The organism is Amantichitinum ursilacus, assembly GCF_001294205.1.
GTDB lineage: Bacteria > Pseudomonadota > Gammaproteobacteria > Burkholderiales > Chitinibacteraceae > Amantichitinum > Amantichitinum ursilacus.
This window is the reverse complement of the sequence record NZ_LAQT01000010.1, coordinates 220,323-241,700: the sequence shown is the minus strand read 5'-3', so window position 1 is coordinate 241,700 and position 21,378 is coordinate 220,323. Positions and strand designations below refer to the sequence as shown.

The following is a 21,378-nucleotide window of genomic DNA, read 5'->3' as shown; positions in this document are numbered from 1 at the left end:
TTAGATCGTCAGCGGCGGCAAGGCGTGGAAAGATGACGGCACCTGGCTGTCATCATCAAACGTCACCAGCTCAAAATTGTCGGGGTCGGCCAGCAGCTCGCGCAGCAGCTTGTTGTTCATGGCATGGCCCGATTTAAAGCCTGAGAACGCCGCAATCAGCGGATGGCCCAGGATATACAGGTCGCCAATCGCATCCAGCAGTTTGTGCCGCACAAACTCGTCATCAAAGCGCAAACCGCCGTCGTTCAGTACACGATATTCGTCGATGACGATGGCGTTATCCATGCTGCCGCCACGCGCCAGGCCGTTCATGCGCATGTATTCCACTTCATGGATAAAGCCGAAAGTACGCGCACGCGCGATTTCGCTGATGTAATTGGTGTTGGCAAAGTCGATGGTGATCGACTGCAAAGATTTCTTGAACGCGGGATGTTTGAAGTCGATGGTCAGCGCGGCTTTATAGCCATCAAACGGCTCCAGCTTCACCCACTTGTCGCCTTCCACCACATGCACCGGCTGCAGCACGCGCACAAAGCGTTTGGGCGCGTTTTGCATGACCACACCGGCGGATTGCAGCAGATAGATAAACGGCGCGGCAGAACCATCCATGATCGGCATTTCGGGCGCGTCGACTTCCACCAGCACGTTATCGATGCCAAAGCCGGCAAACGCCGACATCAGATGCTCGATGGTGCCCACGCGCACGCCATCCTTGACCAGCGTGGACGACAAGCGCGTGTCGTTGACCAGATCAGGGCCCACCTTGAAGCTTTCCGAACCGGGCAAGTCGGAGCGGCGGAACACAATGCCGTGTTCAGCGGGCGCTGGCTTCATCACCAGCGTTACGCGCTCGCCGGAATGCAGACCGACGCCAACGGCGCGAACCGTGGATTTCAAGGTGCGTTGCTGAAACATGGATTACCCCGCCAAATCTGTAATGACAATCGCCAAGAGACGCAATTCTAGCAGCCCCGGGCAATGGGCTGGATTGATCATCCCAATACGGGCGATTGGTGGAATTTATCCATTTTGATAAATCGATAAAGACAACAGCGCGCGCGCCAGCACCAAAACGCTGGAGACGCGCACAGGCGCGGCGCCTTGCGGCCGCCGCGCCTGCCCCGGGTCAGGGGGTAGAGCTTTACAGCGATAGCGGAATAATCAGTCTGCCTGACGACGCAGGAAGGCCGGGATATCCATATCGATGTTGTTCAGCGCCGGGCGAGCGGCCGGGGCATCGGCGCTCTCGCTGGCACCGCCGCCGCGACGCGTACGCCAGATGGCGGGCGTGTCGTAGTCTTCGGCGTTAAAGCCCATGTTGTCAGTACCGGTGCGTTGTTGCTGACCACCTTGCACCACTTTCAGCTTGTTGCTGTTCGATTCGCGTGCGCCAAGGCCGGTGGCGATCAGCGTAATGCGGATCTGGTCGCCCAGGCTTTCGTCGTACACCACGCCATGCTTGACCTGGGCATCGTCGGCCACGTGGGCGTTGATGATTTCCAGCGACTGGCGGATTTCGCTCTTCTTCAGCGTAGTACGGCTGGCGCTGAAGTTCACCAGCACGCCGCGCGCGCCGTTGAAGTTGATGTTGTCCAGCAGCGGGCTGCGGATGGCTTCCTCAGTCGCAACCACGGCACGATCCGCACCGCTGGCGGTGGCCGAACCCATCATGGCCATGCCCATTTCGCGCATCACCGTTTTCACGTCGGCAAAGTCGACGTTGATCAGGCCCGGGTAGTTGATGATTTCAACAATCGAACCCACGGCGCTGCGCAGGACGTCATCGGCGGCGCGGAACGCTTCGTCGATGGTGACATCTTCGCCCAGCACTTCTTCCAGCTTCTGGTTCGATACCACGATCAGCGAATCGACAAACTTGGCCAGTTCGTCGATACCAACCTGCGCCACTTTCTGGCGCATGCCTTCGTCGATGCCCGGTTTGGTGACGACGCCCACCGTCAGAATGCCTTTCTCGCGCGCCACTTGTGCGATCACAGGGGCAGCGCCGGTGCCAGTGCCACCGCCCATGCCGGCGGTAATAAACAGCAGATCAGCGCCTTCGATCAGATCGGCGATATGGTCGCGATCTTCTTCGGCGGCCTGACGGCCAATATCCGGGTTGCAACCGGCGCCAAAACCGCGCGTCAGTTCCGCACCCAGTTGCACCACATGATCGGCGCGCGCCAGCTTCAGCACTTGCGCGTCGGTGTTGGCGGAAATGAACTGCACGCCTTGCATGGCGTTGTCGATCATGTTGTTGATGGCGTTACAACCGGCGCCGCCAACCCCAATGACCTTGATGTTAACGAGGTGTGCAACCTCTTGAACTTCAAACGTAAGTGCCATCTGAATATCTCCTCTGACCCTGCATGACTGACCCGGAATTCCAACTGCAAATTACGGAAAAAAAGGTTGATAAATGCCCGTTTTTGCTTCGACTACTTTTATTTTCTTAAGCGTGTACTGCGTGTTCCCTGCCTGGACCAAGCTGCCGTCCTGACATCAGAAATTGTTCTGGAACCACGATTTCATGCGGCCCAACATATCGCCGAACGAGCCATCCTTGGCGCGGCCGACCGGGTTCTTGATGTACTGCTCGCGGGCGATCAACAGCAATCCCACCGCGGTGCTGAAGCGCGGGTTCTTCACCACTTCAGCCAGACCACCGACGTACTTGGGATGCCCCAGGCGCACCGGCATATGGAAAATCTCTTCACCCAGTTCCACCATCCCCGGCATCAACGCCGCACCGCCGGTAATGACGATGCCGCTGGACAAGCGGTCTTCGAAGCCGGCGCGACGCAATTCGGCCTGCACCAGGCTGTACAACTCTTCCACGCGCGGCTCCACCACTTCGGCCAGCGTGTGGCGGCTCATCTGGCGCAAACCGCGTTCGCCCACGCCCGGCACTTCGATCATTTGCTGCGGATCGGTCATATGGCGCAGCGCCACGCCGTATTGCAGCTTGATGGTCTCGGCTTCGCCGGTCGGGGTGCGCAGCGCCATGGCGATGTCGTTGGTGATCTGGTCGCCGGCAATGGGGATAACCGCGGTATGGCGGATGGCGCCATTGATAAACACCGAGATATCCGTGGTGCCGCCGCCGATATCCACCAGACACACGCCCAGTTCTTTTTCGTCTTCGGTTAGCACGGCATAGGCCGACGCCAGCGGCTGCAGCACCACTTCGGCAATTTCCAGGCCGCAGCGACGCACGCACTTGGTGATGTTCTGCACCGCCGAAACCGCCCCGGTGACGATGTGCACGCGCACTTCCAGCCGCACGCCAGACATGCCCAGCGGCTCTTTCACGTCTTCCTGGCCGTCGATGATGTATTCCTGCGCCAGGATGTGCAGCACCTGGTGGTCGGTTGGAATATTCACCGCGCTGGCGGTCTCGATCACGCGGTCCATATCGGCCTGCGTGACTTCCTTGTCCTTGATGGCGACCATGCCGTGCGAGTTGATGCCCTTGATGTGGCTGCCGGCGATGCCGGTGTACACCTCGCGGATTTTGCAGTCCGCCATCAATTCGGCTTCACCCAGCGCCGACTGGATGGCGTTCACCGTTTTCTCGATGTCCACCACCACGCCACGCTTCAGGCCCTTCGACGCAGCCGAACCCAGACCGACCACGTTAAGTGATCCGTCGTCCTGGATTTCGGCCACCACCGCCACCACTTTGCTGGTGCCGATATCGAGGCCCACGATGAGGTTTTTGGTATCCCTGGTCACTGACAACCTCTTTGCAATCTTTGATCCATCACATTCATAAACAGCCGGGCCGGCTCTCTCAAAATCTCACTCGACCCGGTTGTGCCTTACGCCGGTGCTACCTTCGCGCCTTTGGCGGGCGGTGCGGGCTTGTAGCCAGGCAACCGCACGGCAAAGCCGTTGGGATAGCGCAAATCCACATAGGCAAACGGCTGGCTTTCGCCCAACCGCGCCAACGAACCCGGCCATGCGCCGGCGAAGCGCGTAACCCGGTCCATCACTTCATTACGACCCACCTCGACAATCACTTGCCGGTCCAGCTCAAAGCGCCACGCGCGGCGGTCAGACAACCACACATGCGTGGGATGTTTGCCGATGGGCGCCAATGCCTGCTTAAGCTGGCCATAGCCGTCCACCATCAGTTTTTCTGTGCCTTCCGGGCCTTCCAGCACCGGCAGCTGATCATTGCTGGCGGCGTCAAAACGCTCGCCATAACTGTTTAACAACGCCACCGAACCCCAACGCGCGATGGCATGTTGTTCTTCGATATTCACTTCCAGCCGGTCGGGCCAGCGCCGGCGCACGCTGACCTGGCGCACCCAGGGCAGCTTTTCGAATGCCTGCCGCGTCTTGTCCAGGTCCAGCGTAAAGAACGTGCCTTTCAGGTCGTTCTTGATCACGTACTGCAACTGCTCGCGCGTAACGTGAGCCAGGTCGCCATCCACCTTGATGCGCTTCACCGGAAACAACGGCGAATGCACGCCCAGAAACACCAGCGAATAAAACAACAGCAACACCGCCAGCGCCGTCAGCAAGTTGGCAAACCACATCAGCAGTTGCGGCTTATCCCACATGCTTATGCGCTACCTTCCAGCGTGGTCGCCAGGATATCCACCACCAGGTCTTCGTAACTGATGCCGACCTGGCGGGCCGAAATCGGAAACAGGCTGTGGCTGGTCATGCCCGGCGCGGTATTCACTTCCAGCAAATAATGCTGGCCCGCTTCATCCATCAAAAAGTCGACGCGGCTCCAGCCTTTGCAGCCAATCACGTTGAAGGCCGTCAGCACATCGCGGCTGATCCGTGCTTCCTGCTCGGCGCTTAAGCCACACGGGCAGCGATACACCGTGTCGTCGCGGAAATACTTGGCCTGGTAGTCATAAAACTCGGTGGCCGGTTCGATCTTCACAAACGGCAGCACGCGCTGGCCCAACACCGAGGCGGTATATTCGCCGCCGCCGACAAACTGCTCAGCCAGCACCAGGCGGTCGTATTTGCGCGCCTCGGCAAAGGCCGCCGCCAGTTCGCCGGGCTGCTTGACCTTGATCACGCCCACGCTGCTGCCTTCCGACGCCGGTTTTACAAACAGCGGCAGGCCCAGTTTCTTTTCAACCGCAGCAAAGTCGGTCTGCTCGTCGATCAGCTCAAAATCAGGAATCGGCAAGCCCATGGCTTTCCAGATCAGCTTGGTGCGCAGCTTGTCCATGCCGATAGCCGAGCCCATCACGCCGGGGCCGGTATACGGCACGCCCAGCACTTCCAGCGCGCCTTGTACCGTGCCGTCTTCGCCAAACGGGCCATGCAGGATCAGAAAGGCGCGGTCGTAACCTTCGTCTTTCAGCGCCTGCAACGGCTTTTCGGCCGGATCAAACTTGTGCGCGTCCACGCCTTTGCTTTGCAAGGCGGCGAGCACGCCCGTGCCGCTCATCAACGAGACTTCGCGCTCGCTGGAGGTGCCGCCCATTACTACCGCTACTTTTCCGAATTGCTTCATCGTCCGGTTCTCATTGCTGCGCCAGCTTGCCGGGGACCGCCCCGATCGAGCCCGCGCCCATGGTGATTACAACGTCGCCATCCTGCGCCGCCGCCAGAATCGCCTGCGGCATATCAAGGATGTCTTCAACAAATACAGGTTCCACTTTGCCCGCCACGCGCAAAGCGCGGCTCAGGCTGCGGCTGTCGGCGGCCACGATGCGCGGCTCGCCGGCGGCATACACCTCGGCCAGCAACAGACCATCGACGGTCGACAGCACTTTGACGAAATCTTCAAAACAATCACGCGTGCGCGTGTAGCGATGCGGCTGGAACGCCAGCACCAGGCGGCGGCCCGGAAACGCGCCACGCGCCGCGGCCAAGGTAGCGGCCATTTCCACCGGGTGGTGACCGTAGTCGTCCACCAGCGTAATGCTGCCGCGTGCGCTGCCGTCTTCGGCCGCGGGCAGGGTCACTTCGCCATAACGCTGGAAGCGTCGGCCCACGCCGGTAAAACCCGCCAGCGCTTGCTGGATGCTGCATTCGCTGGCGCCCACTTCCAGGCCGATGCCAATTGCGGCCAGTGCGTTGAGCACGTTGTGACGGCCGGGCATGTTCAGCGTGATCGGAATGCGTTTGGTCTCGCCGTTTTCCCACACCGCATCAAACTGCATGCGACCGCCATCGGCGACGATGTTCTCGGCGCGCAATGTGGCATCGGGGCTGGTGCCATAGGTGGTCACCGGGCTGGTGACTTCCGGCAGGATGGCGCGCACATGCGGATCATCAATGCACAGCACGGCGCGGCCGTAGAACGGCAGATGGCGCAGAAAATCCACAAACGCGCCCTTGAGCTTGCCGAAATCATGTTCGTACGTGTCCATGTGATCGGCATCAATGTTGGTCACCACCGAGATCACAGGGTTCAGATATAAAAACGACGCGTCCGATTCATCGGCTTCCGCCACCAGAAAATCCCCCTGGCCCAGACCGGCGTTGCTGCCCGCTGAATGCAGCCGGCCACCGATCACAAAAGTGGGATCAAGCCCGGCCGCTTGCAGCACGCAGGCGGTCAGGCTGGTGGTGGTGGTTTTGCCGTGCGTGCCAGCGATGGCAATGCCCTGCTTCAGCCGCATCAGCTCGGCCAGCATCATGGCGCGCGGCACCACCGGCACCTTGATTTCACGCGCGGCCATCACTTCGGGGTTTTGTTCGTTAACGGCGCTGGAAATGACCACGACGTCCGCGCCTTTGATGTACTCGGCCGCATGGCCTTGATGCACGATCGCACCGGCGTTGGCCAGGCGTTGCGTGGTGGCGTTGCTGCCCAGGTCCGAACCGCTGACCTCAAAACCCAGGTTAAGCAGAACCTCAGCGATGCCGGACATGCCGACGCCACCGATGCCCACAAAATGGATGTGTTTGACTTTGTGTTTCATGCTGCCAGTTCCTCTAACACCCGCACCACCTGTTGGGTAGCGTCAGGACGCGCCAGCGTGCGGGCCACTTCGGCCATACGCAGGCAATCGGCGCGGTTTGTCTGTTGCAACAACGCGGCCAGCCGCGCTGCGGTTAAATCGTTTTGCGCAATCAAGCTGCCAGCGCCGGCATCGCTTAAATAACGCGCGTTGCCGGTCTGGTGGTCATCCACCGCGCTGGGGTATGGCACCAGCACGCTGGCGGCGCCGACGCAGGCCAGCTCGGACACGGTGAGCGCCCCGGCGCGGCAGATCACCAGATCCGCCTCGGCGTAAGCGCTGGCCATATCAGCGATAAATGCGACGCAATCGGCCTGCACACCCGCTGCGGCGTAATTGGCGCGCAACGTTTCAATATTTTTTTCGCCCGCCTGATGGATCACGCGAGGGCGCTGTTCCGGGCTCAGCAAGGCCAGCGCCTGCGGCACTTCGCTGTTGAACACTTGCGCGCCCAGGCTGCCGCCCACCACCAGCACTTTCAGCGGCCCGCTCCGCCCGGCAAAACGCGCGGCCGGTTCCGCCACATCAAGGATCGCGCCACGCACCGGGTTGCCGATACAGGCGCGGTTTGCGCCCGCAGCAAAAGCGCCGGGGAAAGCAAACAACACGCGGTTGGCGATGCGCGCCAGCGTCTTGTTGGTTAAGCCCGCCACCGAGTTCTGTTCGTGGATGACCAAGGGCAGCCACATCAAGCGTGTCGCCACGCCGCCGGCAAAACCGGTAAAGCCGCCAAAGCCGATCGACACATCGGGCCGGAAACGGAAGATGACCACCACCGCCTGCAGCAGCGCACGCAATTGCACCCACGGCTGGATCAGTTTCTTCAGCAGGCCCTTGCCGCGCACGCCCGTGATCTTGAGCGTTTCGAGCGGAATGCCATGCTGCGGCACGATGCGCGTTTCCATGGCGCCACTCGCGCCCAGCCACACCACCTCCCAGCCTTGCTGGCGCACGGCATCCGCCACCGCCAAAGCCGGGAAAATATGGCCGCCCGTGCCACCTGCCATCACTAACAGAGTGCGTTTACTCACGGCGCACCCCACGGATCAGCTGACGGTTTTCAAAGTCGACGCGCAGCAATACGCCCAGCGCCAGCAGATTGGCCACGATGCCGGAGCCGCCAAAGCTCAGCAGCGGCAAGGTCAGACCCTTGGTGGGCATCAGGCCCATATTCACGCCGATATTGATGACCGACTGCACCGCAAACCAGATGCCGATGCCTTGCGCTACCAGCGCTTGATAAGCACGATCGAGCTTGGCCGCCTGCACCCCGATCAAAAACGCGCGCAGCACGAGGAAAGCAAACATCAGCACCACGCTGGCCACGCCGATAAAGCCCAGCTCTTCGGCGATGATGGCCATCAAGAAGTCGGTATGCGCTTCGGGCAGATACGACAGTTTTTCGACGCTGGCACCCAGGCCCACGCCAGTCCATTCGCCGCGGCCAAAGGCAATTAGCGAGTGGCTGAGTTGATAACCTTTGCCGAACGGATCTTTCCACGGATCCAGAAAGCCCAACACGCGCTGCATCCGGTACGGCGAGCTGACCACCAAGCCGACGAAGCCGGCCGCCAGCGCAATGATCAGGCCAGCAAACAGACGCCAGTTAAAGCCGCCGAGGAACAACAAGCCCATGGTGATGGCGGTAATTACGGCAAACGCGCCAAAGTCAGGCTCCAGCAGCAGCAAGCTGCCCACCACCAACATCACCACCAGCATCGGCAACAGGCCGCGCGTAATGCTCTCCACCAGCTTGCCGCCCATAAAGGCGGCTTTGCGTACGGTGTAATCGGCGGCGTACAGCGGCACTACAAACTTCATGATTTCGGACGGCTGCAGGTTGATGACCACGAGGGACAACCAGCGGCGGCTGCCGTTCACTTCGCGGCCGATGCCAGGCACCAGCACCACGGCCAGCAACAACACGCCCAGGATAAATAACGCGGGCGCGTATTGCTGCCAGGTTTTGGTGGAGATATTGAACGCGATAAAGCCGCCCACCAGCCCCACCACCAGAAAGATCACGTGGCGGGTCAGGTAATAGGTGGAGCGAAAGCCGGTGTCTTTATCGACTTCGGCTTGTGCAATCGACGCGGAATACACCATCACCAGGCCAAACGCCAGCAACAGCAGCGTGCACCACAGCAGCGCCTTGTCATAAGACGCCATGCTGGGGCGAACGCGCTTGAGGGCCTGGTAGAAAATCTGTTTCACGCAGATTCTCCGGCACGCGCTTTAACCGCGGCGATAAACACATCGGCGCGGTGTTTGTAATTGCGGAACATATCCAGGCTGGCACAGGCAGGCGACAGCAGGACGGCGTCCCCCGGTTGCGCCAGGTTGGCGGCGATATCGACGGCCATTTCCAGCGTCGGCACTTGCAGCACCGGCAGGAAGGCTTCGTCGTCATCATCCTCGTCATCGCCAATCGCGATATACGGTGAGGACGCATCGTTGAGCACTTGCGCCAGGATCGGCGCATCGCGGCCGATCAGCACCACCGCGCGGCAGACGCGTTCGCAAGCAGGCAGCAAGGGACGGAAATCCTGGCCCTTGCCGTCACCACCCGCGATCAACACCACCGGCTGCGTCATGCCTTTCAGCGCCGCTTCGGTGGCGCCCACATTGGTGCCTTTGGAATCGTCGTAATAGGTCACGCCATCGATCTCGGCGACGAACTCAACACGGTGTGGCAAGCCTTTGAAGGACTTGAGCGCAGCCACCAGCGGGCCAGTCGGCAAACCAATTGCACGGCACAGCGCCACGGCGGCCAGCGCGTTGACGGCATTATGCAAACCGGCCACCGGCAGCTCATCGGCGCGCAGCAATTCGAAATCGCCACAACGCAGGCTGGTGCTTTCGCTGACGTCGACCAGACCGTATTCGCTGCCGTTACGTGGTGCGTCGGCGCCAAACCAGACCACGTTGCGGCCCGCCACGGCCATGCCGCGGCACCAGCCATCTTCCCGGTTCAGCACCATGGTGCCCAGACCGTTAAACACGCGCGCCTTGGTGGCGGCGTAGTCCGGCATGCCGGTGTAGCGGTCCAGATGGTCTTCGGTCACGTTGAGCACGGTGGCGGCATCGGCTTGCAGCGAGAACGTGGTCTCCAGCTGAAAGCTCGACAGCTCCAGTACAAACACGTCGGGCAGGCTGCCCTTGTCTTGCCATTGCGCCAGCGCGTCCAGCACCGGCAAACCGATATTGCCCGCCACCACGGTCTTCAGACCCGCGGCTTCGCACATCTTGCCGACCATAGTGGTGACGGTGGATTTGCCGTTAGAGCCGGTAATGGCAATCACCTTGGCCGGGCTGCCCGCGATGGCCTGGGCAAACACTTCGATATCACCGATCGCGGGTACGCCACGGGCCACGGCGGCGGCTACATTCGGCTCGGCCAGCGGTACCCCAGGGCTGAGGACAAGCACATCGGCGTCGGCAAATGTGGCGGCGCTAAACGCGCCCAGCCGCGTTTGCACAGCGGGCAACGCGGCTTTAAGCGCATCCAGGTTGCGCGGGGCAGTGGCGGTGTCGGCCACGCTGACGCGCGCGCCGTGCGCAGCCAGCCAGCGGGCGGCCGCCAGGCCCGAATCCCCCAATCCCACCACGATGCAGTGTTTACCTTGCCATGCCATGTTCGTCTCTGCCTTAACGCAATTTCAAAGTGGCCAGACCTGCCAGCACCAGCAACAAAGTGATGATCCAGAAGCGGACCACCACCTGCGTTTCTTTCCAGCCTTTCAGTTCGTAGTGGTGATGCAGCGGCGCCATGCGGAACACGCGCTTGCCGGTCATCTTGAAGCTGGCCACCTGGATCATCACCGAGAGCGCTTCCACCACGAACACGCCGCCCATGATCAGCAGCACAATCTCTTGCCGCACAATCACAGCCACTGAACCCAGGCCCGCGCCCAGCGCCAGCGCACCCACGTCGCCCATAAAGACTTCAGCCGGGTAGGCGTTAAACCACAAAAAGCCCAGGCCCGCGCCGGCCATAGCGGCACAGAAAATCACCAGCTCGCCCGCACCCGGCACATGCGGCACGCCCAGATAGCGCGAGAACACAGCGTTACCGGCCACATAGGCAAAAATGCAGAAGCCACTGGCCACAAACACGGTGGGCATGATGGCCAGGCCATCGAGGCCATCAGTCAGGTTGACCGCGTTGGACGTCCCCACAATCACAAAGTACGTGAGCACGCAAAAACCAATCGCGCCAAACGGGTACAGGATTTCTTTGTAAAACGGGATGATGAAACCGGTGTGCGACGGCAACTGGCCGGCATTAACCAGAAACACGCCCGCGCCAATGGCGATGGCAGACTGGCCGATCATCTTGGCTTTGGCGCTAAGACCTTTCGGATTACGCAACGCCACTTTCTTGTAATCGTCGATAAAGCCGATGACACCGGTGGTGAGCGTAACAATCAGCACCAGCCAAACGTATTTGTTGGTCAGCTCGCCCCACAGCAGCGTGGTGATGGCGATGGCCAGCAGAATCAGCGTGCCGCCCATGGTGGGCGTGCCTGCTTTAACCAGGTGAGTTTGCGGGCCATCGGTACGCACGGCCTGGCCGACTTTCATTTCGGTCAGTTTGCGGATTACCCACGGGCCCAGCATCCACGAGATACCGAGCGCGGTAATCATGGCCAGCACCGCGCGCAACGTGATGTAGTTAAACACGTTGAAAGCGCGGATCGATTCGGCGAGCCATTGCGTCAGTAGCAACAACATGATCAGTGGTCCTCTTTATTGTTTTTGTTATCTTGCGCAGCGCCTTGCAGCGCTTTGACCACACGTTCCATCTGCATGAAGCGCGAGCCCTTCACCAGCACCAGCGTGTCGGGCGTGATGGCTGGCGTGACTGCGGCCAGCAGGCTTTCCAGATTGTTGTAATGCGTGCTGCCATACGCGGCAGCAGCCAGGCGCATGCTGTCGCCCAGCGTAAAGAGCTGATCAATGCCTTGTGCTTTAGCGTATTCGCCCACTTCGGTATGCATGGCCGGGCCGTCGTTACCCACTTCGCCCATATCGCCAATAATCAGCAACGACGGTTGGCCGGTGTTTCTGGCCAGCAGCGCCAGCACGTCTATGGCGGCGCGCATCGAATCGGGGTTGGCGTTGTAGGTGTCGTCGATCAGCAAGGCGCCATTGGCGGCGGCTTTGCGTTCCAGCCGCCCTTTAACGCCGGTGTGTGCGGCCAGACCGCTGACGATCTGATCAATGTTCAGCCCCGCGGCATAACACGCGGCCGCAGCGGCCAGCGCGTTGCGCACATTGTGCAAACCAGGCACCGGCATAAACGCCATGCGCTCATCCACCGGCACGCTGAGGATGAATTCCGAACCATCGGCGCGGCTGCTGATTTCGCGCGCGCCGATATCGGCCGCGCCAATGCCAAAGCTCAGCTGACGATGGCCTGCGGCCAGGTTGCTCCACAGCTCGGCATGGGCATCATCGATATTGATCACTGCAGTACCGTGCGGCTTGAGGCCTGAGAAAATCTCGCCCTTGGCGCGCGCCACGCCTTCCACCGAGCCCAAGGCTTCCAGATGCGCGCGCATCGCGTTATTGATCAGCGCGACATCGGGCTTGGCCAGTTGCGTCAGGTGCTCGATTTCGCCGAAATGGTTCATGCCCATTTCGATCACGGCAAAGCGGTGTTCAGGCGTTAGCCGCAACAGCGTCAGCGGCACACCAATGTGGTTGTTCAGATTACCGCGCGTGGCCAGTACGGCCTTTTCGCCATAGGCGGTGATCAGAACGCGCGCGATCAGCTCTTTAACCGTGGTTTTGCCGCTGCTGCCGGTCACGCCAATCAGCGTCAGGTCCATGCGCTCGCGCCATGCGCCCGCCAGATCGGTCAGGCCTTGCAGCGTATCGGGCACCAGCAACTGATTGCCGGCCGCGCCTTCAATCACGTGGTCGACCATCACCGCGGCCGCGCCTTGCGCCAGGGCGGTGGCGGCAAAGTCGTGGCCGTCAAAACGCTCGCCCTTGAGCGCCACAAACAGATCGCCGGGCTGAATATCGCGGCTGTCGGTGGTGACGCGGTCGAACGTTACTTTTTCGAACGAAGCCGCAGCATCACCGTGCAGGGTACCGGTGGTGGCGACGGCGGCTTCGCGCAAGCTGAATATCATGCTTGCTGCTTCCTTTGCAGTGCAGCGCGCGCCTCTTCGACATCGTCGAAGTGATGGCGCACGCCGTTGATTTCTTGATAAGTCTCGTGGCCTTTGCCAGCGATCAACACCACATCGCCTGCTTCGGCCACCGCAATCGCATCACCAATCGCGGTTTTGCGATCGATGCTGACGGTGTAATGGTCGTCGCCGGTACCGGGCACGCCGCCCAGGCCAGCCACAATCTGGTCAACGATGCGCGCCGGATCTTCGGTGCGCGGGTTGTCACTGGTAATCACTACGTTGTCGGCCTGGTCACACGCGATGCGCGCCATCAACGGACGTTTGCCCGGATCACGATCGCCGCCGCAACCAAACACACAGAACAACTTGCCGCCGTCCATGCTGGCGCGCAGCGTGATCAGCGCTTTTTCCAGCGCGTCGGGCGTGTGGGCGTAGTCGACAATCACCAGCGGTTGGTCACCGCCACCCAGACGCTGCATGCGGCCTGCGGCGGGTTCGATTTTCTGCAGTACTTCGGCTGCGTCGCTCAGCGGTACGCCCGACGCCAGCAAAGCGCCTAACGCCGCCAGCAAATTGGACGCGTTAAAGCCGCCGATCATGCTGCTATGCACGCGGCAACGGCCAAACGGGGTGTCGATTTCCAGCTCAATGCCGTCCAGCGAGGTCTTGACCCACAACGCGCGGATATCGCCGGTGTTCAGACCATAAGTCAGCACTTGCGGCGCGGCGCACTGGTCGGCCAGTTGGCGGCCGAATTCGTCATCGACATTGATGACCGCGCTTTTCAGGCCTTCCCACTGGAACAGCTTGGCCTTCTCGGCGCCGTAGCTGGCCATGTCATGGTGGTAATCCAGATGATCACGCGTCAGATTGGTAAACACCGCCACATCAAACGCCACACCATGGGCGCGCGCTTGCGCCAGGCCATGCGATGAGACTTCCATCGCCACGGTGCTGACATCAGCGGCTTTGAACTGCGCCAGCCACTGTTGCAGGCTGAGCGGGTCGAGCGTGGTGTGGCTGGAATCGGTGATCTCGCCCCACACGCCGTTGCCCATCGTGCCCAGCACCGCGGATTGCTGGCCCAACAGCGTAAACGCCTGGGTCAGCCAATGTGCGATCGAGGTTTTGCCGTTGGTGCCGGTGATGCCAATCACGCGCATGAATTGCGACGGATTGCCGTGCAGATGCGCCGCCACAATGCCGGCCTGCGCGCGCAATTGCGGCACGGCCAGATTGGGCACGCTCCATTCGGGCCGCCAGGCAAAGTCTTCGGCATCCCAGATCACCGCAGATGCGCCCGCGGCGATGGCTTGCGCAATGTAATCGCGGCCATCGACATATTCGCCCTTGAAGGCGATGAACACGTCGCCCGCGTTCAGCTTGCGGCTATCGCTGCTGAAAGCGCGCCCGGCCACCAGGGTTTCGATGGCGGCGAGGTCGAGCGCGGGCAGGGTCCAGGTGTGCGGCTTCATGTTTATTCCCTCGAATCCGATTCGTCAGGGGCAGGGATCAGGATGTTGTCGGTCGGTGCATCGGGCGGCACGCCCAGCAGGCGCAAGCTGCCCGCCATCACGTTGCTGAATACAGGGCCCGCCACCGAGCCGCCAAAATGCTTGCCGCCGGTGGGGTCATCGATCATCACAGCAATAATCAGACGCGGGTCGGACGCCGGCGCCATACCGATAAACGACGCCACGTAGCGGTTTACATAAACGCCGCCTTCCAGCTTGTGCGACGTACCTGTTTTGCCCGCCACGCGATAACCCACTACACGCGCCGGCATACCGGTGCCGCCCGGCTGCACCACGCTTTCCATCATGTTGCGCATGGCCAGCGCGGTTTCGGGCTTGATGACTTGCTTGCCAGGCACGGGCGCGACCAGCTTGGTAAACGTAATCGGATGAATCTGGCCGCCATCGGCAAACATCTGATAGGCGCGCGCCATCTGCATCAGGCTGACCGAAATACCGTTACCGAACGCCATGGTGGCTTGTTCGATCGGGCGCCAGTTTTTCCAGTTGCGCAAAATGCCGCCCGCTTCACCGGGGAAGCCACTGTGCGGCACTTCGCCAAAACCGGCGTTGTGATAGGCGTTCCACATATATTCACGCGGCATCATCAAAGAGATACGCGCCGCGCCCACGTTGGACGATTGCTGAATGACCTGGGCAATGCTCAGCACGCCGCCGTGGTGGGTGTCGTGGATGGTGTTGGGGCCGATGGCCATGGTGCCGTTGAAGGTATCGACGCGCGACTCGGGCGTCAGCTTGCCCGCATCCATCACCGCCGAAATGGTCACCGGCTTCATCACCGAACCGGGCTCATAGATATCGGTCAGCGCACGGTTGCGACGCGCGGCCGGGTCGATGCGCTCACGGCTGTTGGGGTTGTATGAAGGCGCGTTGGCCAGCGCCAGCACTTCGCCGCTCTTGGCATCGAGCACGACGATGCCGCCACCGGCGGCATGGTTGCTTTCGACTGCGGCTTTCAGCTCTCGATACGCCAGATATTGAATGCGGCGGTCCACCGACAGCGTCAGGGTTTCGCCATCGCGCGGCGGCACGATGGTGGAGATGTCTTCCACGATATAACCGCGGCGGTCGCGGATCACGGTGCGGCTGCCGGGCTTGCCCGCCAGCATGCTGTCGCGCGTCAGCTCAAAGCCTTCCTGACCTTTGCCGTCGATATTTACAAAACCAATAATGTGCGCCATCACCTCGCCCGCCGGGTAATAGCGCCGGTATTCGGTCTGCGCGTAGATGCCGGGCACGTTGAGCGCCAGCACGCTCTTGGCGTCGGTGGGCGACAAGCCACGTTTTACCCAGACGAAATCAGGGCGCACCAGTTCGCCCTTGTCATTCTTGCGGCCATCGCTGACTTTCTTGATCAGATCGGCGGCGGGCATGCCCAGCGCATTGGCCAGTTTTTTCAGTTCATCCTGGCTGACCGGCACCGGGTCTTTGTCGTTGGCCGGCTCCCAGTCTTCATCGCGCTTCTGGCCGGGCGGCAACAAGGCCATGCCGCGCGGGCTGGCCCAGATCGATTGTACGGGGGTGGAAATCGCCAGCGGATCGCCATTGCGATCGGTGATCATGCCGCGATTGGCTTCGGTCTTGAGCGTACGCGTATAGCGCGCATCGCCCTGGCCTTGCAGAAAGGCTTCGTTAAATGCTTGCAGCCACAGGCCACGCGCCAGCAACACTACAAACAGCAGCATCAGCGCGGTCAGCATGGTCCAGACGCGCCAACGCTCCAGCTTCAGCACATGGGCATATCGCTGGGCGCGAATGGAGGCGGTGGCCGTCGCGCGGTTCACAAGGGGTCGTCCTTGACCGTGGTGCGGCCAACGGCTTTACCGTCCGGCAAAATCACCTGGGTGCGCGGCGTGCCGGGCATCTGCATACCCAAGCGCGTGGTGGCCTCGGCTTCGATACGCGAATGCATGGCCCACGTGCTTTCTTCCAGCTGCAACTGGCCCCATTCCACGTCCAGTTGGCGCGCAACCTCTTGTTCTTTCTGCAGTTCGCCATACGCTTTGCGCGCGCGATGCTGGCTAGTGACCACCGCGGCGGAGCAGATCATGGCAAGGGCCAGTAAAAACAGATTGAGGCGGGTCATAGCGCCGCCTCGGTTCTCTGCGCGACCCGCAGTATTGCACTGCGGGCACGCGGGTTATCGCGGACTTCCTCCGCGCTGGCGCGAATGGGCTTGCCGACAATTTCGAGCGGCGGCACCGGCATCTCGGACGCGCGCAACGGCAGCCGGTTGGGCATATGCGCCTTCGAGCTGTCTTGCATAAAGCGTTTGACGATGCGGTCTTCGAGCGAATGAAACGCGATGATGCTCAGGCGGCCGCCCGGCTTCAGCCGCGCCAGCGCCTGCGGCAGAATCAACGCGAGCTCTTCAAGCTCCCGATTAATGAAAATCCGTATAGCCTGGAAGGTACGCGTCGCCGGGTCCTGGCCCGGCTCGCGGGTACGGACGGCTTTTGCCACGAGCGTGGCAAGTTGTCTTGTCGTTGCAATGGGTTGGTCGGCCCGACCCGCAACAATCGTTGCTGCAACCTGCTTAGCAAACCGCTCTTCGCCATAGTCACGTATCACCTCGGCAATGTCTTTCTCTTCGGCGCTATTGATCCAGTCCGCGGCGGTCATGCCGCGAGTGGTATCCATGCGCATATCGAGCGGGGCATCAAATCGAAAACTGAAGCCCCGGCTCCCGTCGTCCAGCTGCGGCGAGGAAACCCCCAAGTCCAGCAGCAGGCCGTCAATCTGGCCCACGTCCAGCGCGTCGAGCGCGCGGGCGAGGCCGGCAAAACCTTCGTGCACGATCTGGAAGCGCGGATCATTGATCGTCGCGGCTTCGGCGATGGCGTGCGGGTCTTTGTCAAAAGCGATCAGGCGGCCGTGCTCGCCCAGCTTGCTGAGCAGCAGGCGGCTGTGGCCACCGCGACCAAAGGTGCCGTCGACGTAAATACCATCGGGCTGGATGCCCAGGCCGTCGATGGCCTCGGTCAGAAGAACTGTCTTGTGGATAAAGCTCACAGCACGATGCCTTGCATTTGCTGCGCCAGCTCAGCGGGGTCAATAGCCAGCACATTGGCGGTCTGTGCGGCCCAGCGGGCGTCATCCCACAGTTCGAATTTGTTGCCCATGCCAACCAGCGCAACTTCTTTGTCGAGGCCGGCAATCTGGCGCAGACGCGGCGGAATCAGCACACGACCGGCATTGTCCATGTCGGTTTCTTCGGCGTGGCCGACAATGACGCGCCGGATTTGCGTTTGCGCGCCAGAAAGCTGGTTGAGTTTGTCGCGGACAGGAATCCAGTCGGGTTCTGGATAGATCAGCAGGCATCCGGCGGGCTCGACCGTGATGACCAGCTTGCCGGCGCAATGGGCGGACAGCACTTCGCGGTGCCTGGCCGGAATCGCCAAACGCCCTTTGCTGTCGAGATTGAGAGTTGATACGCCGCCGAACATTGCCCCGGTTCCAGGTGGTTACAGAGGCATCGGGATTACACGTTGGCCAACGCTGGATGCCTCAAGCAGGGCAGATAAAATGCACTTTTACCCACTTTTTCCCACTGCGCCCCACTATAGAGTAAAAAAATGGGTGCCACAAGAGGTGGCACCGGGGTTTTCCTGTTTCTATACAATCACTTATAATCGTTTTTCGAAGTGGGGCGCAAATCTATAAAACGCTTGCGAATGAAGCATATAGCGTTCAGTACTTAAAGTGACACTTTAACAAGCGCGTACGGGACACCCCTGACTTGTACCGACAGCCGTACACTGTGGCCGCGGTCACCTTGCTTACCGCCCCGAATCTCCTGCCTGGAGCATCCATTGCTGCAGTTTTTGCGTATAGCGTTGTATGTGGTGGTGGCGTTTGCCATCCTCAGCGCCATTTTCCCTGCGGCACGACAACGGGCGGATCGCATCATGCGATCAGTGGCACTGGTTTTGTTGATCAGCACCGCGATCTTTATCGCACTTCATCTGATGCACGTGCTCTAAGCCCGCAGACCCGTCCTCAAGGAGGCCAGCATGGCCCGTAATCTGTTCAAGTCCGACATCGCCCCCAGCGACATCACGCCCGAAGCTGTTTATGCCGATCGCCGCCGCATCATGCAGGCAGGCGCCGCGTTGGCGGTGGGCAGCATTTTACCCGCTGGCCTGGCGTTGGCGGCCGCCGCGCCCGGGCCCTCGTTTGCGGGCAAGCCCAGCGCATTCAGCACCACCGAGACGCGCAATTCGTTTGATCAGATCACGCATTACAACAACTTTTATGAATTTGGCACCGATAAAGAAGACCCGGCTGCCAATTCAACGCACTTTCAGACGCGGCCGTGGAGTGTACGGGTGGAAGGCGAATGCATGAAGCCGCAGACATTTGATCTGGACGCGCTGCTGAAGCTGGCGCCGCTGGAAGAACGCGTGTACCGGCTGCGCTGTGTGGAAGCGTGGTCGATGGTCATCCCTTGGGAAGGCTTTCCGCTGGCGGATCTATTAAAGGTGGTGCAGCCGACGTCAAAGGCGAAGTTTGTTGAATTCACTTCGCTGGCCGACCCCAAACAAATGCCCGGCGTTAACGAACGCAGCATTGACTGGCCGTATACCGAAGGCTTGCGTATCGATGAAGCCATGCATCCGCTGACGCTGATTGCGGTGGGTTTGTATGGCAAGCCGCTGCCTAATCCCAACGGCGCGCCGATCCGCGTGGTGGTGCCGTGGAAATATGGCTTTAAAAGCGCCAAGTCCATCATCAAGATCCGCCTGCTGGATCATCAACCGGCGACGGCGTGGAACAAACTCGTGCCCAGCGAGTACGGCTTTTATTCCAACGTAAACCCGGAAGTGGACCACCCGCGCTGGAGCCAGGCCAGCGAACGCCGCATCGGCGAGATTCTGCGCCGCAAGACGCTGATGTTTAACGGCTACGGCGACCAGCAGGTGGCGGGCATGTACAAGGGCATGGATCTGAAAAAGTTTTATTGACGCCGCGCACGCCTTGCATAGGGTGGGTCATGACCCACCATTCAAAGCCATCAGCAATTGCTGCGACGCTTGCACACCAGCCTCGCTATCTGCAAGTTGCTGCGATCCGGGCACTGCACTTTGAATGGTGGGTCATGACGGAGACGCCGAGCCCACCCTATACGCGGCGCAGCACCTCCCTTGATTTTCCTCATGGCGATTCCGCCATTCCCCCTCTACTATTTCGCAGATGGCTATCAGGGAAAAACCTCCCCTGTTTGCGCTTGCAATTACGCGCAGAATAAAGCGCATCACTAACTGACCATTTGGTCAGTTTTTGTAACAAAACCGCTCTGCACATCACGTTTGATACAAACCCGCGACGCAAGCACCGCAGAGTGCACGGCGTGGATACACACCAACCTGTAGAGCCGTAAAAAACTATCCTGAGGGGGATAAAGCAAGATGGATATTGCTCGTAGCCTGCTCGGCATGCTGGTACTGCTATTGATTGCATTTGCAGTGTCCAACAATCGCCGCCTGATTAAACCGCGTGTCGTGATCGCGGCGCTGTTGTGTCAGATCTTGATCGGCGCATTCATTCTGTTTGTGCCCATTGGTAAAGACCTGCTCGGCGGCGCGGCCAACGTGGTCAACCATGTGCTCGACTTTGGCCAACATGGCATCTCGTTCCTGTTTGGCGGCCTGGTCGACAAGAAGATGTTCGAAGTGTTTGGCGACGGTGGCTTTGTGTTTGCCTTCCGCGTATTGCCCGCCATCATCTTTGTTACCGCATTGATTTCGGTGCTGTATTACATCGGCGTAATGCGCTGGATTGTGCTGATTCTGGGCACGGTGTTCCAGAAGATCATCGGCGTGTCCAAGCTCGAATCATTCTCGGCCGTCACCACCATTTTCCTTGGCCAGAGCGAAATGCCCGCCGTGGTCAAACCTTTTGTCAAAGACATGAACGGCCCCGAGCTGTTTGCCGTGATGGCCAGTGGGATGGCCGCCGTGGCCGGGTCGGTGCTGGCGGGTTATGCCGGTCTGGGCGTCAAGATGGAATACCTGCTGGCCGCGTCGTTTATGGCCGTGCCCGGTGGTTTGCTGTTTGCCAAGATCATCTGCCCCAGTACGGGCGAAAGCACCGTCAAGATCGATAACGTCAACTTTGACGAGCACAAGCCCGCCAACGTCATCGAAGCCGCGGCTTCGGGCTGCGGCGTGGGCTTGAAGATTGCGCTGAACGTGGGCGCGATGCTGATCGGCTTTATCGGTTTGATTGCCTTGCTCAACGGCATTATCGGCGGCATTTTTGGCTGGTTTGGCCACCCCGACTGGACGCTCGAAGTCATTCTGGGCTGGGCGTTCTCGCCGCTGGCCTGGCTGATTGGCGTGCCGTGGGATAACGCGCAAGTGGCCGGCAACTTTATCGGCCAGAAAATGATCCTGAACGAGTTTGTAGCCTATGTCGGGCTGGCGCCTTATCTGAAAGATGCTGCCACCGTGGCCGCAGCGGGCCTGCAAGTGCTCGACCCCAAAACGCTGGCCATTGTTTCGTTTGCACTGTGCGGCTTTGCCAACTTCTCTTCGATTGCGATTCTGGCCGGTGGCTTTAGCGCCGTCGCCCCGGAAAAACGCAGCGAAGTGGCGCGCTATGGTTTGCGCGTAGTGGTGGCCGGCACGTTGTCCAACCTGATGAGCGCCACCATCGCCGGGATCTTTATCTCGCTGCACTGATCCCCGTTTTAACTGCAACACCCGGCCAGCCGTGCGGTGATCCCGCCCGCGCTGGCCGTCTTACCCGGAG

At 60.5% G+C, this 21,378-nt stretch carries 19 protein-coding genes; 3 read left to right on the top strand and 16 right to left on the bottom strand.

Annotated features, from left to right (window positions below; translation table 11 throughout):
* From lpxC to mraZ, 16 genes are all read right to left on the bottom strand, one after another.
* Positions 1-915 (bottom strand): UDP-3-O-acyl-N-acetylglucosamine deacetylase, encoded by a 915-nt coding sequence (lpxC, locus tag WG78_RS14155; protein ID WP_053938477.1) that lies wholly within the window; start codon positions 913-915, stop codon positions 1-3.
* A gap of 246 nt (positions 916-1,161) precedes the next feature.
* On the bottom strand, positions 1,162-2,346 hold the full coding sequence (gene ftsZ, locus WG78_RS14150; protein ID WP_053938476.1) for a cell division protein FtsZ: 1,185 nt from the start codon (positions 2,344-2,346) through the stop codon (positions 1,162-1,164).
* A gap of 156 nt (positions 2,347-2,502) precedes the next feature.
* A complete protein-coding gene (gene ftsA, locus WG78_RS14145) occupies positions 2,503-3,735 on the bottom strand; it encodes a cell division protein FtsA (RefSeq protein ID WP_201782442.1) in 1,233 nt (410 codons plus the stop codon).
* Between the two features lie 86 nt (positions 3,736-3,821).
* A complete protein-coding gene (locus WG78_RS14140) occupies positions 3,822-4,568 on the bottom strand; it encodes a cell division protein FtsQ/DivIB (protein ID WP_053938474.1) in 747 nt (248 codons plus the stop codon).
* 2 nt (positions 4,569-4,570) lie between these two features.
* The gene (locus WG78_RS14135; protein ID WP_053938473.1) at positions 4,571-5,488 is read right to left on the bottom strand and encodes a D-alanine--D-alanine ligase; all 918 of its coding nucleotides are present in this window, start codon (positions 5,486-5,488) and stop codon (positions 4,571-4,573) included.
* A 10-nt stretch (positions 5,489-5,498) separates the two neighbouring features.
* On the bottom strand, positions 5,499-6,905 hold the full coding sequence (murC, locus tag WG78_RS14130) for a UDP-N-acetylmuramate--L-alanine ligase (RefSeq protein WP_053938472.1): 1,407 nt from the start codon (positions 6,903-6,905) through the stop codon (positions 5,499-5,501).
* A complete protein-coding gene (murG, locus tag WG78_RS14125; protein ID WP_201782441.1) occupies positions 6,902-7,975 on the bottom strand; it encodes an undecaprenyldiphospho-muramoylpentapeptide beta-N-acetylglucosaminyltransferase in 1,074 nt (357 codons plus the stop codon). The genes murC and murG overlap by 4 nt, the downstream gene beginning before the upstream one ends.
* Entirely contained in the window at positions 7,968-9,158 is a 1,191-nt protein-coding gene (gene ftsW / locus WG78_RS14120; RefSeq protein ID WP_236692042.1) for a putative lipid II flippase FtsW, read from the bottom strand. Before ftsW ends, murG begins: the two co-directional genes overlap by 8 nt.
* Entirely contained in the window at positions 9,155-10,579 is a 1,425-nt protein-coding gene (gene murD / locus WG78_RS14115) for a UDP-N-acetylmuramoyl-L-alanine--D-glutamate ligase (RefSeq protein ID WP_053938469.1), read from the bottom strand. Before murD ends, ftsW begins: the two co-directional genes overlap by 4 nt.
* Before the next feature lie 13 nt (positions 10,580-10,592).
* Positions 10,593-11,666, bottom strand: a complete 1,074-nt coding sequence (gene mraY / locus WG78_RS14110) for a phospho-N-acetylmuramoyl-pentapeptide-transferase (RefSeq protein ID WP_444541704.1) — start codon at positions 11,664-11,666, stop codon at positions 10,593-10,595.
* A gap of 14 nt (positions 11,667-11,680) precedes the next feature.
* Positions 11,681-13,087: a UDP-N-acetylmuramoyl-tripeptide--D-alanyl-D-alanine ligase gene (locus tag WG78_RS14105; protein WP_152969207.1), complete on the bottom strand. Its 1,407-nt coding sequence runs from the start codon at positions 13,085-13,087 to the stop codon at positions 11,681-11,683.
* Complete coding sequence (locus tag WG78_RS14100; RefSeq protein ID WP_053938467.1) at positions 13,084-14,565, bottom strand: UDP-N-acetylmuramoyl-L-alanyl-D-glutamate--2,6-diaminopimelate ligase; 1,482 nt, start codon at positions 14,563-14,565, stop codon at positions 13,084-13,086. The genes WG78_RS14105 and WG78_RS14100 overlap by 4 nt, the downstream gene beginning before the upstream one ends.
* Positions 14,566-14,567: 2 nt before the next feature.
* The gene (locus tag WG78_RS14095) at positions 14,568-16,409 is read right to left on the bottom strand and encodes a peptidoglycan D,D-transpeptidase FtsI family protein (RefSeq protein WP_053938466.1); all 1,842 of its coding nucleotides are present in this window, start codon (positions 16,407-16,409) and stop codon (positions 14,568-14,570) included.
* Positions 16,406-16,711 (bottom strand): cell division protein FtsL, encoded by a 306-nt coding sequence (gene ftsL / locus WG78_RS14090; RefSeq protein WP_053938465.1) that lies wholly within the window; start codon positions 16,709-16,711, stop codon positions 16,406-16,408. The genes WG78_RS14095 and ftsL overlap by 4 nt, the downstream gene beginning before the upstream one ends.
* Complete coding sequence (gene rsmH, locus WG78_RS14085) at positions 16,708-17,637, bottom strand: 16S rRNA (cytosine(1402)-N(4))-methyltransferase RsmH (protein WP_053938464.1); 930 nt, start codon at positions 17,635-17,637, stop codon at positions 16,708-16,710. The genes ftsL and rsmH overlap by 4 nt, the downstream gene beginning before the upstream one ends.
* Positions 17,634-18,071, bottom strand: a complete 438-nt coding sequence (mraZ, locus tag WG78_RS14080; protein WP_053938463.1) for a division/cell wall cluster transcriptional repressor MraZ — start codon at positions 18,069-18,071, stop codon at positions 17,634-17,636. The genes rsmH and mraZ overlap by 4 nt, the downstream gene beginning before the upstream one ends.
* A 366-nt stretch (positions 18,072-18,437) precedes the next feature.
* Between mraZ and WG78_RS22725 the strand changes: the two genes are divergently transcribed.
* The 3 genes from WG78_RS22725 (at position 18,438) to WG78_RS14070 (ending at position 21,308) form a co-directional block, all read left to right on the top strand.
* Positions 18,438-18,608, top strand: coding sequence for a protein MIGRI (locus tag WG78_RS22725; protein ID WP_161805123.1), 171 nt, complete (start codon positions 18,438-18,440; stop codon positions 18,606-18,608).
* A gap of 30 nt (positions 18,609-18,638) precedes the next feature.
* Positions 18,639-19,589 (top strand): protein-methionine-sulfoxide reductase catalytic subunit MsrP, encoded by a 951-nt coding sequence (msrP, locus tag WG78_RS14075; RefSeq protein ID WP_053938462.1) that lies wholly within the window; start codon positions 18,639-18,641, stop codon positions 19,587-19,589.
* 444 nt (positions 19,590-20,033) lie between these two features.
* The gene (locus WG78_RS14070; protein WP_053938461.1) at positions 20,034-21,308 is read left to right on the top strand and encodes a NupC/NupG family nucleoside CNT transporter; all 1,275 of its coding nucleotides are present in this window, start codon (positions 20,034-20,036) and stop codon (positions 21,306-21,308) included.
* Positions 21,309-21,378 lie beyond the last annotated feature (70 nt).